Raw genomic sequence first — 12,809 nt, 5'->3', positions numbered from 1 at the left:
GCATCAGCGTGCCCAATCATGGAAACGAGCCGCGCTAGATCTCGGCCACAAGTTCGTGGACACCGCAGATACCCAAATACAGCCTTGCCCATTGTCATCTGCCGAGTGGGGAAACGGTGTGCGTTCCACAAGCCAGCTTGTTAGTCATGAGCGGGGTGGGTTGCTCCTTCTCGAGCCGCTTCAGCGTGAGCGCGGCGAGCACCCCACGGCTTTCGGCATTGACGGAATGGCGACAGCGCTCTTTTAGAACTTTTACTTCGCGCGCTTTGGCAGGAAGTAGCTTCGGATATTGACGAGCGCTTCGGCGACGGCAGCAGCATCCTGGTGGGTGGCGGGCCGTTTGGTCTCGCTGAGTTTGCGGATCGGCGCGATGATATCGCCGGTGACAGCATGGCCGCGAATGACGGGCCGCCACAGCTTGGGCGCGAACCCCGTTCCTATCAGAAAGCAGACGTCCCAGTCCATGGCATCAAAGGTTAGTTCATCGATCCTGGTGAACCTGGGCCGGTGGTCTTTCGGCGTTTCGGCGAGGCTCGCCGATATCCGGTTGTATTCCGCAACGATGGTCTGCACGGCCCGATGCTCGGTTGTTTCCATCGGCATATTCAAGGCCTCTGGACCGGTCAGCTCCGGGATCCACTGACGTGGGTCGATAAATCTCGGGCCGATGATGAGAGCCGTGAGATAGCCGTCGAGGCCACTCATCGACCAGATCGGCGACACTGGACGACGTGCCCTGATGAAGGCCTCGAACGCCTCGTCATCGAGCTTCGGTCGTGCCGTCGTCCCTTGGCTGTTCTGTGTCATGCCGCCCGTCGCTCCTGATCTGCAATGTCATCGCGTTCGGCCTTCCCAGCCCACGGCAAGAGGCTTTCCATCGGTTGGCTTTCGCTTTGCCGGAGACGATCCGTTCCAGCACATCGGCAAGGAAAGACTTCAGGATCCACGCATAACTTGCAGAAATTCAAAAGTGCTACAGCGTGCTTTGTGCGTCTGAAAAGACGCACAAAGCTGTAGAGAGAGCCGAGCTCACCAAACGTCGAACCGCTCAAGCATCTCCTTGAGCTGGACGTTCTGCAGATAAAGCTTTTGAGCCAGCTGGGTTCTCAGCATTTTGATTTCCTCGTCGAGGATTGCCACGTCATGGAAGAACAGATCCCTCGAAGACGCGGGTTGCACACTTCGCTTTTCCTTCGGGGCGACAGCGTTCTGCACAGCCACGCGGGCTTTGGCTTTCTTCCGACCTTCTCGACGCTTGATCCGCGGTTTGTTTTGCGACTGTGTGCTTGCCGTGCTTTCCGGCACCAACGAATTCGCTTCGGCACCCGCATGATCGGCTTCGTTGCGCGCAGCTGTTTGAGCCTCTTCAATAGCAATCGGCGGCTTTAATGCCTGCGCGACATCGTCATCGGCTTTCCGCATAACCGGTGCGACTGACACGTGGTCAACCGATACGTCCTCATCACGATGAGGTGGACTGGCAGCTTCCGCCGCATCGGACGGAAGTTTCGACGTTTCCTCCGCTTCGCTCGCGAGAGCCTCGGGATCGCTGTCATGCCCAATCGACATCTCTTGCGCTTTCGCCGACGGTCGCCGCGAGGTCAATTGAACAAGGAATTTCCACGGTGTTTTCATAGTGTTCCAACCTTGAGCAAGCTGGACTGCGGTCCCGCTGCAGCTATCGTTTCCTGACACGCCTTTCGGCGCGCTCCACGAGGTGCAGCGGCGGATATCCCTTCTGCACCTGACCCAGGGCCTCCCACCTGCCCCGCTCGACGATCCGTCAAGACCGAGCCGCCTCGCAACGTGGCATTTTCCTGGCGCGACTTTTCCGCCAGATCTTCGAGCTGAGCAAAACCTTCCATCCCATCGATTGAAAGGACAGAAGTCTTTGCCGCTTGCTCATTAGGCTTTGCCGTCTTCGTCCTTCCGGCGCTCTCGAACGCTCTTGCCATCAATGACTGTCGCCTCGACAGGCTTGGGCTTCCTTCCGCTCGCTCGTCCGTTCCGTTTTCCGGATTTGTTTTCGCTTGCACAGTCATCTTTCCTGATGCGGCTGGAACACGTTCGACAGCATCCTGCTGGACTCCGGTGTATTTGCCGCGGCGTCCGTCTCGACGACCCCGGCATTAAGGCCTGTATTGTTCTCGTCAGCCAACGGATGATCTCCTTTTTAAGCGGACGTCTCTTTTCGACCGAGTGATTGGCCGAGTCAACAAATCTGCCGCTATTCGGCTGAGGCGCCTGCAGACCGCTGTGTCTGAGCAACCAACGCGACGTTCCATAGTTGGAGAGGCTTGCCGCTTGGCGAAACGTCAAAGACTTTAGAAGCTTAGATCGGAGGACTCGGCGCTAGCGGCCGAAACTACCCACGTATGACCTTTGACGGCAAGCAGGCGCAGTTCTCGGAGAAGCACGGTGACATGGCCCCGCTCGGTCGTCGTCTTCCGTGATGTGCTCCTGGATCGCAAGGCGCCTCGAGAACGAGGCCGAAGAGACGCGGACCATCATCGACAGGAGCGCGGGCGCGTGACGTTGCGCAAATGGAAGTGTCCCGCCACGGTGCTGATGTCGATCCCGGCAGGCTCAGGCGTATCGCCGCTGCACTTCGAGTGCCAACCTCCACATTCCTGGTGAAGTAACGATATGCCTTGCCCTTCGCAAGCCCAGTCTCGAAGTAGGCAAGGGCATCTGCCGCTGGCGGCGCGCCATCCATGACATGCGGGATACCGGCAACCTCGAACGAGGAGAATCACGTATGCCGGAAACACTGAAGACGCTCGCCGAATTCACCCTGCCGCAAATGATCCTGAACTGCTCGCACGGCCGCTGCGGCCGCTACAACGTCGCTCGGCTGATCGAGGCGCATGGCGCCGATACGCTGATCCGCGATTTCATCGACACGATCGGCCGCAACTGCCATCGCTGGACGCACCCGGCGGAACATCAGCGGTGCGGGCTCGGCTGCGATGACCTGGTCTATGCGTTCATGCCAAGGCCGGCCGCCCACGGCTATGCCGAAGAGCTGCAGCGCCAAGCCGTCCAGTGAGCGTTGCATTGCAGAGCCGTTGCAACAACAAAAAAAGGGCCACCTTCAAAAGTGGCCCCACTTTTTTTGCAAGTCAGCTAAAGAAGAGTCATAAGGCGAGAGGGCTGTCGAACACCTGTCAACCGCCTGAAAAGTTACTCCGTGAACAGCTTCAGGACCCTCTGGACGGTGCTCGCGAAGGTGAAGCCAATCGCCTTTTCCCCTCTCGGATCGACCGCGCGATTCGCTCCAGCGAGCCTGGCGGCGCGGCAAGAGCGGTGGACTATCCCGCCGCGACACTAAACCCAGACGCTTCCGAGCGACATCGCGGGATCCTCCCTCCACGTTATCCATCGGAGTCGACCTGATAGGCACCGCTCCCGTCCCCTCCCCGCAGGAGCGCCGCCTGAGTGATCTCGGTTCGTCAGGCGCTCGTCTGATGCTTCGCGCGCGCTGGCAGGTGAAAAGGTTCCAGCTGACACCCGGATCGTCCTGCCAGGCGAACTCTTGGTCGCCGCAGCACGATGTCTTTGGAGACAACAAGCATCTAACCTTTCGTTCTGCCAGACGGAACTGATGCCTCGACGCTCGGCTATTTCGTCCAGGGTCTGCGGCTCGACAGACTGGCCTGGCCCGTAGCGGGGCAGTGCCCGACGTGGAGAGCACGCAGCGGAAAAGGAGCGGAAATTGTCAGATCTCTCATTGCGGGGAGGCAGCAATCGTCGATTGGCGAAAAGAGATCGCTGGAATGAGAAGGAGGGCGACGATTGCCAATATGCCGACGCCAGCAATTGCATTTGCAAGCCCAACCAGTTCGGCGGCGTGACCTATGAGTGCGGGCCCAATCAAAATTCCAGCATAACCAAGCGTCCCCGTCGCGGCGATCGCCTGAGGCGCCGGCATTGATCGCTGTACCGCGGCGAGCGAGAACAGGATCGGGACAATATTTCCCGCGGCCAGCCCTGCGATAGTGATGGCTGTCAAGGTCATCAAGACCGTCTCGGCGTAGGCGGCGAAGATGATACCCAAAGCAGCCACTGAGATGCCGGCAAAGAGCATCCTGGACTCGCCGAGGCGTTCAACCGCCTTGTCGCCCACAAATCGACTGATGGTCATCGCAATCGCAAAGAGAGCATAGCCGCTACCGGAAAATGAGACGTCCAGTTTCTTGGAGGTTAGCAAAATGGCTCCCCAGTCGAGCATCGCGCCTTCCGCCAAGAAGATGACCATCAAAAGCAAACCGACCGGGAGCACGCCTCCTCTGGGAATGGCAAAAGACGCCCCATCCGAAGCTGGCTTCGTCTTAAGAAATCCGGGTACCGCGCAAACTATGCAAATGATCATAACCAATGATGCCACCCCGGAAGCGGCAAGGACCCCGAGCCCAACCGCGACAAGAAAAGTCATACCTGCCGCGCCGACCAGCCCGCCAATACTGTAGACGCCGTGAAACCCTGACATCAGCGGCACGCCTGCGAGGTCTTGAACTTCGGCTCCATGCATGTTGGTGGCGACATCAATCGCGCCAATTGAGCAACCAAATAGAAGAAGTGCGATTGCGAGGGTTATCGGATTTGCCAGCGCCGCCATGAGCGGCAGCACCGTGGCCAGACCAATCGCTCCAGCAATCAGGACTGGCCTGCTTCCCACTTTGTTGGACACTATACCTGCAGTCGGCATGCCTACGACCGCACCCAAGCCAAGGCACAGAAGGACCGATCCTAGGGTCGCGGAATCTGCGTCAATGCGGCTTTGCGCGTATGGCACCATCGGCGCCCAGCATGCCAGCGCGAAGCCTGAGATGAAGAAGGAAAGCCGCGTTGCGCGCTTACTGTTTCGCAACGTCATATCGGTATCGGGATGGGTCGCAGCATCTCGGCGTGCCAGCTTCAAATTCGGATTTGTCATGGACCTATCTTTTGTTTTTCTTCGGTCCAGCCATGTAACCTCTGATCAGAGAACGAGTTTTCGATAGAATGCCGACTTATGTCGCTATTCCGTCAAGCACGTGGCGACCGTCGATCCAGCGTTACCGATGGCAGCGTCAGTCGGGATCGCGATGATCGGCCACGCCCTTCTTCCAATACCCGCTCGCATGAACCGCGCAGGTCCCTAGCGATTTTTGTTTTTTCAGCCCTGTCCTAATCGCCGAAACCTGGCCTGATTCCGCTGTCACCCAAACCAGGGAACCCGATGGGATGGACAGATCTTTGGCAGCATCAACCAGTCGCTCGCCGAGTTCCCGGCAAAGCCAGCGCACTGAAATTGCCGCCTCTCCCTTTACGGGCTGCATCTCTTTAGCATTCGCGATTTCAATGAACACGCGTGCTTCCACCGCTGCAGGGAGCGCCTCCACGATCGCGGCGACAGCTGGCAAACCGGTCTCGTCGGCGAAAAGAAAGTAGTTCCTGATTTCCGGATCGATCGAGATCCCGCTGCGCGTGTTAGGCCTGCTTATTTCCAGTTTATCACCGATTTCTGCTCGGGACGCCCACCTTGATATGTTGCCCTCGTCGCCGTGCAGCACAAAGTCGAGTTCAAGTTCACCCGTCCCGGGATTGAATCGCCTAACAGTATAAGCGCGCCCAGGCTGCCGGAATCCATCGGCGTCGCGAACGAAGACTTTCAGGTATTGACCGGGCAAATCTGGTCGCAGTCCCGATACCTCCCGCGCATCCACGCTTATACGCTTCAAGAACGGGGTTATCAGGATCGCTTTCTTCACAGTCACGCTAAAGATGTCGTAGGGAGGATTTACGTCCGCTTTGTTCATGTCTGCACGACCTCGTCGCTCTTGTCCTGGTTTCACCAAGCGTTCCGGAGAACGCTTAAAGGACTTGTACGGCGACCGATATTGAGGAACGGACAGCCTTTAGCGATATCCTGACATCGCCAACCAGTTTACCGATTTCTGGCCCTTATTGAGCTTCTTGCGACCACGAACGCCATGCTTTTCAAGGATCTCGTCGCCGGGCAAAAGCCATTGCGCGCTTCCGAGGTCGAGCGCTCATCTTGCACTCATTCGCCGATGGTGGATCAGCCACCATTGCCGCCTGTCGCCGGATCAAGCCTCGGGTTCCACATCACGCTTGGCAAAGGACTTGCCCTTTTCGGCATACTGTTTTGGAGGAAGGCCCATGACCCGACGGAACATCGTAGTGAAGGCGCCGATGTTGCCGTAGCCCGCCTCAAGCGCGACTGATGTTACCGGCTCCCCCACTGAAAGACGGGGCAAGCTTGAAAACACTATCGCCTGCTGGCGCCATTTCAGAAAGCTTACCCCAGTCTCTCGGCGGAAAAATCGCGTGAAGGCTCTGCGGCTCATTCCGAGCTTTCCCGCCCAATCATCGATATGATCGTTCGGCGTCGGAGCTTCCAAAAAACCGCGGCATAGTCCTGCCAGCCTCACATCTGACGGGAACGAGAGGACGAGATGTTTTTCTTCCAAATTCGTGATCTCTTCGATCAAAAGTTCCTGCACGAGACAAGACCTTGTGTTCGCGATGGCAGCTTCACTAAGTTTGACGGCTTCCAACAAGAGGCTACGAGCGAGATCCGTCACCTCAAAAACAAAGGGCTCTTGGCGCCCGACAGCTTCTGCCGGGTTCAAATGGACGGAAACCATCGCTACATCGCTTAGAACGATGTGAGAATGCGGCAGCCCCGCAGGCACCACAAGGCCATGCCCGGGTGGTGTCATGAAGCGCCCGTCGTCCGTTTCCACAACGACCACGCCGGCAAAGACGCAAACAAGCTGGACACGGGCGTGAAGATGACGGGACACCACGTGCGCCGACGGGTAATGATGCCATCGGAAAATGACACGCGGATCGCCAAGAGCCTCATCGCCATCATCAAGGATGTCAGGTGTCGCGTTCGCCACTGAAATCGTGGGATCATGATCCATTGCGACACTCCCTGGCGCCGTATGCGAAAGGGAACAACTCTTCGGAATAATCTGCTTCTATCCTCTCCAAGATTTTGGCCACACGCACACACTGTCCAGGTCTGCAATCTGGCAGTCCCGACACCGATCACGTGCTCGATATGATTCATTGCACAACAATAGCAGCGCCGTGTTCTTCAGTGGACCGCGCGTTACATCTATTGCCGGAAACCGTGAGGCAGAATACCAGTCGATGCCGCGCGTAAATATCTGCTGCCGGCCAATATGTGTTGATGACACGACACCGCTATGGCCAGATCCGCTGTCCGCGCCTTAAGAACGCGCCGTCAAAGCGGATGGATTGTGCGACGATTTAACGATATAATCCGCCTCGATGTTGCGCATTCGCCAAAACGACCCCGATCCTGATTTCGCCTCCGCTCCTGTTGTGGGCCGGGTCGAAAGCTGGTCGTCAACAGAGGCAGCTTTCCACAATCACCGGCGCCACCAGCTCATTTACGCGATAAAAGGTGTGATCAATGTGTCGACACAAGCCAGTAGATGGGTGCTGCCTCCCACACGGGCATTGTGGATACGCGCCAATACGGACCATAAATTGAGCGTTGCGAGAGCAGCCGAAATTCGCGTTCTTTACATCGATCCGGCTGTTGATTGCGCTCCTGCCTCGCCGTCTTGCGTTGTTGTGGAGGTGACACCGCTGGTACGTGAGTTGATCTCGTCATGCGCGGTTTTGCCGTGGAATTACGAACCGGGGTCGAAGGAAGCTCGGCTTTGCGAGGTTTTGCTCGATCAGATCGCGACGCTCGACCGATCGCCTGTCGATCTTACCGTTCCCACTGATCCACGAGGTTTGCGCATAGTGGAAATGCTCAAGCGCGAACCCGCAAGTCGCGAACCTCTCGCCTCATTGGCCGCACGCGTGGGGGCAAGTTCAAGGACGATCGAGCGCATTTTCGTCCGAGAAACCCATCTTGCTTTCGGCGCATGGCGTCAACGGTTCCGCTTGCTGACCGCCCTCGAACTTCTGGCATACGGAGAAGCTGTTACCAATGTCGCCTTCGATGTCGGTTATGAATCCGCCTCCAGTTTTGTCGCGGCGTTCCGCGAAACTTTCGGAACAACACCCGCCCGGTTCTTCAAGTGAGCCGCCCAGTCTACGTGAGCGCCGGCCTTCAACGTCTTACCCGACGGCTCGCTGTCGCCTCAAGGCCGACGATCGCGTAAGGTCGACACTCGATCTGACTTTTGGTTGAACGGGCACGTCACCGTGCTGCAAAGAGCGCGGGGCTTCCGCCCGTGTGCACGAAGATCACATCGCTACCTGTAGGGATCGTTTTTCCGATAGCGGCAATCAATCCGGCGAAGACCTTTCCCGTATAAGTCGGATCCAGAAAAACCCCTTCGGCTTCTGCCACTTTGCGGATTGCGGCATTGCCTTCTTGGCTGGCGATTCCGTATTCGGGTCCGATATGGTCATAATTCAGCAACAGATCTTCCGCATCCCAGCGCCGATCGACACCGGCAAGTCGAGCCGTGTCATTTAACAATGAAGCCGCGCATTCGCGCGCAGCAAAGGCCGCCGTCGTAATAACGATACCGAAAACTTGGGTGTTGGGCAGATGACGCGCACATCCTGCGACGAGACCGGCGTAGGTGCCGCCCGAGCCCATTGCGACAACGATATAGTCTGGATGTCTCTGTCGCCGCGCATCAAACTGTTCGCGCATCTCTTTGGCGCAATCGACGTAACCAAGAGCTCCCAACGGGCTCGACCCGCCGATCGGAATGACATAGGCGCGCTCGCCTGAGGCTTCCAGCTCTGCCTTGCGGTCCAGCATCAGGTCCACGACCACGGCGTTGAAGTCGTCACGATCGTGAAATTCCAGCTTCGCGCCCAAAAGCTCGTCGAGAAGCAGGTTTCCCGAGGCGCGCGGCGGCAGTTGCCCGCGAAGCAGGGCTAAAGGCCGCATGCCATGTTTTCTCGCAACAGCCGCGGTTTGCCGAACATGGTTTGATTGCGCCGCCCCAGCCGTGATCAGCGTCGTTGCATTTTCCGCTTTGGCTTCGGCGAGAAGATATTGGAGCTTCCTAATTTTGTTACCGCCGCCGCCCAGACCGGAGAGATCGTCCCGTTTGGCGCTCAGTGAAATGCCGAGTTCACGCCCAAGATTGTCCCACTTGTCGATCGGGGTTGGAAAAAAGCCAAGTCGGACCGAATCCAGGTGATCTGTCATCGCACTAACCTCTCGGGCTATTGGTTTTTCACGACAAGGCTGCCGCCGCGCAGGAACCTTTACAAGCGTAGTCAGCTTCACCGGGAATGACGGCCACCGCCTCGATCTCGACTTGAGCGCCCATCGGCAGCGCCGCCACCTGATAGGTCGCGCGTGCCGGACAGGGCTTCGGGAACGCCGCAGCGTAGATTTCGTTCAACTGCTTGAACTTCGAAAGATCGGTCACGAGCACGGTCGTCTTGAGGACATCGGACATCTTTGCCCCCGCCGCTGTCACGATCGCTTCGATATTTGCGAGCACCTGGCGCATTTGCTCTTCCGCATCGCCGGCCATTGTCCCTGTCGTGGGGTCGAGTGGCAGCTGGCCCGAAACGAAAAGCAGGTTCCCGTGACGTCTGGCCTGGCTGTAGGGGCCGACAGCTGCAGGTGCGTTAGGGGTCGAGATTTCCATGTTTCCTCGCAGGAGTTGGAGATGCCCGTCTGATGGGATGCATCACGGCTTTTCGAATATGAGCGGAGCGTCTGTCGGCACATGATCGCGCCGACATCTCGTCGGGGTGGGAGCCAGGGAAGGAATAGTCCTGGAAGGCCACGATCACCTTTCCTGGCTGGATAATGCTTGCGCCATCCGGCCGATTCCTTGAACAAGAATAGACTTCGGCGTGCCGATATTCAGACGGATATGTCCTTCACCGCCCGGCCCATAGTCTTCACCGTAGTTGAGGACGAGGCCATGCCTCGTTTCGAACAAGTCGAGCATCTCCTGGTGCGACATGCCGTAATCCGAAAGGTCAAGCCACATGAAGTAGGTGGACTCTGTCGGGCGTATGCGAATGCGCGGCAGTCTTTCCTTGAAGAAGGCCTCGGCAAAGGCATAGTTGCCGGCAACATACTTCATGAGATCGGCCAGCCACCCATCGCAATCCCGGTAAGCCACCTCGGTCGCGGCGTGGCCAAACAGAGAACCGCCGTAGCCCGAGGTATCGCGCTTCAACCCCTCGAGATATTCGTGCATGAGCCTGGGATTTGCGGCAATGACTTGGGAGTGCTTCAGCCCGGTGAGGTTAAACATCTTGCTGGCAGAAAGGAGGCTTACCGAATTCATAAGCGCATCTGACGACACGCTTCCAAAAGGCGTAAAGTGAAAGCCGTCGTGCAGCAGGCCACAATAGACCTCGTCGGAAACGACGACGATGTTGTGCTGCTGGCAAAACTCCGCAAGCTGCGCTAACTCGTCTCGCGACCACACCCGCCCGACGGGGTTGTGAGGATTGCAAAGCAAGAGCAGCCTTGTGCGACTACTAACGCAGTGGGAAAGCTGATCAAAGTCGAACTCATAGCGGCCGTTGCGAAGAACCAGGGGATTTGCGACGGGCACACGTCCGGCGGCGGCAACGATATTCCTGAATTGGAAGTGAACCGGGGGCTGGTAGATGATCGCGTCCCCCTCGACACTGAGGCGATCGATCAACGGTCGCATGGAGGGGTAGATGCCGACATTGTGGGCGATCCACTCGCGCTTGATCTCCCACCCGAAATGCCTCTTATAAAAGCCGATCAGAGCTTCGTAGTAGCTGTTCGGCTTGTAAGGATAACCAAAATGGCCGAGGCGAGCGGTGCGTTCGAGAGCTGTGGCAATCGGCTTTGGAGAGCGGAAGTCCATGTCTGCGGTACCAAATCCAAGCAGGGATTTGTTTCCGGTACGGTCTATTTCCATTTCCCATTTGACGGTGCTCAGCGTCGAGCGGTCGAGAATTTCGTCAAAGTCGGTCGTCTCCGCGGCGGCGTCAGCCGGCGCCCGGTGCAAATCGTGCATCATATTTCTCCGAATATCTTTCTGGTCGTTGCAACGCGGCTAGAGGACTTTGGCCAGGAACTCGCGCGTTCGGGGCGACTGGGGATTGGCGATCATCTCGCGCGGATCGCCTTGTTCCATGACAGTTCCCCCGTCCATGAAGATCAACTGGTCGGCGACTTCCCGGGCGAATCCGATTTCGTGCGTCACCACAACCATCGTCATGCCATCGCGCGCGAGATCCTTCATGACCGACAGGACTTCGCCGACAAGTTCGGGATCGAGCGCCGAGGTCGGCTCATCGAACAGCAGCACCTTAGGGCGCATGGCAAGCGCGCGCGCAATTGCAACTCGCTGCTGCTGGCCGCCCGATAGTTGTCTTGGAAAGGCAGTAGCCTTTTCCGCCAGCCCTACGCGGCGTAGCAGCTCCAAAGCGTGCAGCCGCGCCTCGGCGCGATGTTCCCCACGTACTTTGATCGGGGCTTCGATCAGGTTCTCCAACACGGTCATGTGCGGGAAGAGATTGAAATGCTGGAAGACCATGCCGATTTCGGCGCGTCGAGCACAAATCTGCGACGCTCTCAATTCGTGGAGTTTGTCGTCTTTCAGGCGATACCCAACAAAATCCCCATCGACCAGCAGCAGCCCGCTGTTGATCTCCTCGAGATGATTGATGCATCTGAGAAATGTGCTCTTGCCCGAGCCGGACGGCCCAATAATGCAGGCGACCGAACCGTTCGGCACCGAAATATTCACGCCCTTCAGAACTTCAAGACTGCCGTAAGACTTCCTGACATCTGACGCGTGTATCATGACGGACGGAGAGATAGCGAACCGTTCAAAATGATTGGTCTTCATTGCGCACCTCTCCATTTTTCGCGCATCATGAGAATCGAACCCAGCCGCGAAAAGCCCCCCGGAGCTGGATCGTGTCCGGCTTCATCCCTGGAATAATGACGTTCAAGGTAGCCTTGACCGACGGTCATGATGGAGACGACGACCAGGTACCAGAAGGTGGCGACGAGCAGGAGCGGGATGGTTTCGAACGTCCGGGCGTAGATCGCCTGCGCCGAGTACAACAGGTCGCCGACGGCAATGATACTGACGAGCGAGGTCGTTTTGAGCAGATTGATCGTCTCGTTCCCTGTTGGAGGAATAATGACGCGCATCGCTTGGGGAATGACAATCCGCCGCAGCAGCAGAGAGGGTTTCATCCCGAGACAGAGCGCAGCTTCTGTCTGCCCGCGATTCACTGATTTCAACCCGTTTCGAATGATCTCCGCCATATATCCCGCTTCGTGAAGGGACAGGGCAACGACGGCCGCTACCAACGGCGTCATGACGGTGTTCGTGGGAACCGAAAAGACGGTACCGAGCCCCGGCAACCACAGCGTAATGTCCTTGAAGATGAGCGACAGATTATACCACAGGATAAGCTGGACGAGTGCCGGCGTGCCGCGGAACCACCAGATAAACCCCGCGGCTGGGAGTGACAGCATTTTGCTCGGCGAGAGCATCATCAAAGCAACGATCATGCCGATGACGCTGGCAAAAAACATGATGACCAGGGTCAAGCCGACAGTTACCCAAAGACCCCGCAAGATGATCGGGTTGAGGATGTAGGAGGCGACCACGGGCCACTGAAGATTTGGATTGCTGACGACTGCCTGCAGCAGCAAGAGCAGAAGAATTGCGACGATTGCAGCAGCAGCCCAACGCCAGGGATGACGGAGAGGCACCACCGTGAACTGCGCGCGCTTGGCGGCGACGCTATCGTCTTTGAGGGGGAGAACGTTCAAGTCCTCGACTCCTTCTTCGGGTGATATGATGACTTTTCGCAAACGG

At 57.5% G+C, this 12,809-nt stretch carries 12 protein-coding genes and 2 pseudogenes; 3 read left to right on the top strand and 11 right to left on the bottom strand.

From position 1 onward, the window contains the following. Positions 1 to 252 precede the first annotated feature (252 nt). From RHIBR816_RS0129770 to RHIBR816_RS0129765, 3 genes and pseudogenes are all read right to left on the bottom strand, one after another. Positions 253 to 807: a UPF0149 family protein gene (locus RHIBR816_RS0129770; RefSeq protein WP_018240238.1), complete on the bottom strand. Its 555-nt coding sequence runs from the start codon at positions 805 to 807 to the stop codon at positions 253 to 255. After that, a pseudogene (locus tag RHIBR816_RS37700) lies at positions 804 to 974 on the bottom strand (transposase domain-containing protein); the annotation flags it as partial. The gene RHIBR816_RS0129770 and the pseudogene RHIBR816_RS37700, both read right to left, overlap by 4 nt. Before the next feature lie 55 nt (positions 975 to 1,029). Further along, the gene (locus tag RHIBR816_RS0129765; RefSeq protein ID WP_026187587.1) at positions 1,030 to 1,635 is read right to left on the bottom strand and encodes a hypothetical protein; all 606 of its coding nucleotides are present in this window, start codon (positions 1,633 to 1,635) and stop codon (positions 1,030 to 1,032) included. Positions 1,636 to 2,561: 926 nt separating this feature from the next. Here RHIBR816_RS0129765 and RHIBR816_RS39095 point away from each other — a divergent pair. Continuing rightward, a pseudogene (locus RHIBR816_RS39095) lies at positions 2,562 to 2,642 on the top strand (XRE family transcriptional regulator); the annotation flags it as partial. 116 nt (positions 2,643 to 2,758) lie between these two features. Then, positions 2,759 to 3,049, top strand: coding sequence for a hypothetical protein (locus RHIBR816_RS0129760; RefSeq protein ID WP_018240235.1), 291 nt, complete (start codon positions 2,759 to 2,761; stop codon positions 3,047 to 3,049). A 678-nt stretch (positions 3,050 to 3,727) separates the two neighbouring features. Here RHIBR816_RS0129760 and RHIBR816_RS34735 read toward each other — a convergent pair. The 3 genes from RHIBR816_RS34735 to RHIBR816_RS36595 all read right to left on the bottom strand — a co-directional run bounded on the left by RHIBR816_RS34735 (position 3,728) and on the right by RHIBR816_RS36595 (position 6,935). Then, the gene (locus RHIBR816_RS34735) at positions 3,728 to 4,936 is read right to left on the bottom strand and encodes an MFS transporter (RefSeq protein ID WP_052522762.1); all 1,209 of its coding nucleotides are present in this window, start codon (positions 4,934 to 4,936) and stop codon (positions 3,728 to 3,730) included. Between the two features lie 136 nt (positions 4,937 to 5,072). Beyond that, entirely contained in the window at positions 5,073 to 5,801 is a 729-nt protein-coding gene (locus RHIBR816_RS34730) for a siderophore-interacting protein (RefSeq protein ID WP_018240233.1), read from the bottom strand. Between the two features lie 291 nt (positions 5,802 to 6,092). Further along, positions 6,093 to 6,935 (bottom strand): helix-turn-helix transcriptional regulator, encoded by an 843-nt coding sequence (locus tag RHIBR816_RS36595; protein WP_084811348.1) that lies wholly within the window; start codon positions 6,933 to 6,935, stop codon positions 6,093 to 6,095. A 373-nt stretch (positions 6,936 to 7,308) separates the two neighbouring features. Here RHIBR816_RS36595 and RHIBR816_RS36590 point away from each other — a divergent pair, with 373 nt between their 5' ends. Then, positions 7,309 to 8,079, top strand: a complete 771-nt coding sequence (locus RHIBR816_RS36590; RefSeq protein ID WP_026187586.1) for a helix-turn-helix transcriptional regulator — start codon at positions 7,309 to 7,311, stop codon at positions 8,077 to 8,079. Between the two features lie 118 nt (positions 8,080 to 8,197). On the opposite strand, the gene RHIBR816_RS0129725 is transcribed toward RHIBR816_RS36590, so the two are convergent. The 5 genes from RHIBR816_RS0129725 to RHIBR816_RS0129705 all read right to left on the bottom strand — a co-directional run bounded on the left by RHIBR816_RS0129725 (position 8,198) and on the right by RHIBR816_RS0129705 (position 12,763). Next, the gene (locus RHIBR816_RS0129725; protein WP_018240228.1) at positions 8,198 to 9,169 is read right to left on the bottom strand and encodes a 1-aminocyclopropane-1-carboxylate deaminase/D-cysteine desulfhydrase; all 972 of its coding nucleotides are present in this window, start codon (positions 9,167 to 9,169) and stop codon (positions 8,198 to 8,200) included. Between the two features lie 28 nt (positions 9,170 to 9,197). Further along, positions 9,198 to 9,620, bottom strand: a complete 423-nt coding sequence (locus RHIBR816_RS34720; RefSeq protein ID WP_052522761.1) for a RidA family protein — start codon at positions 9,618 to 9,620, stop codon at positions 9,198 to 9,200. 144 nt (positions 9,621 to 9,764) lie between these two features. Continuing rightward, a complete protein-coding gene (locus tag RHIBR816_RS0129715) occupies positions 9,765 to 10,985 on the bottom strand; it encodes a MalY/PatB family protein (RefSeq protein WP_157628266.1) in 1,221 nt (406 codons plus the stop codon). Positions 10,986 to 11,024: 39 nt separating this feature from the next. Beyond that, entirely contained in the window at positions 11,025 to 11,822 is a 798-nt protein-coding gene (locus RHIBR816_RS0129710) for an amino acid ABC transporter ATP-binding protein (RefSeq protein WP_018240225.1), read from the bottom strand. After that, a complete protein-coding gene (locus RHIBR816_RS0129705) occupies positions 11,819 to 12,763 on the bottom strand; it encodes an amino acid ABC transporter permease (protein WP_018240224.1) in 945 nt (314 codons plus the stop codon). The genes RHIBR816_RS0129710 and RHIBR816_RS0129705 overlap by 4 nt, the downstream gene beginning before the upstream one ends. Positions 12,764 to 12,809 lie beyond the last annotated feature (46 nt).

Origin of the sequence: Ensifer sp. BR816 (genome assembly GCF_000378985.1) — a bacterium.
Lineage (GTDB): Bacteria > Pseudomonadota > Alphaproteobacteria > Rhizobiales > Rhizobiaceae > Sinorhizobium.
The sequence above is the reverse complement of the archived record's forward strand: the minus strand, read 5'-3'. Positions and strand labels throughout refer to the sequence as shown.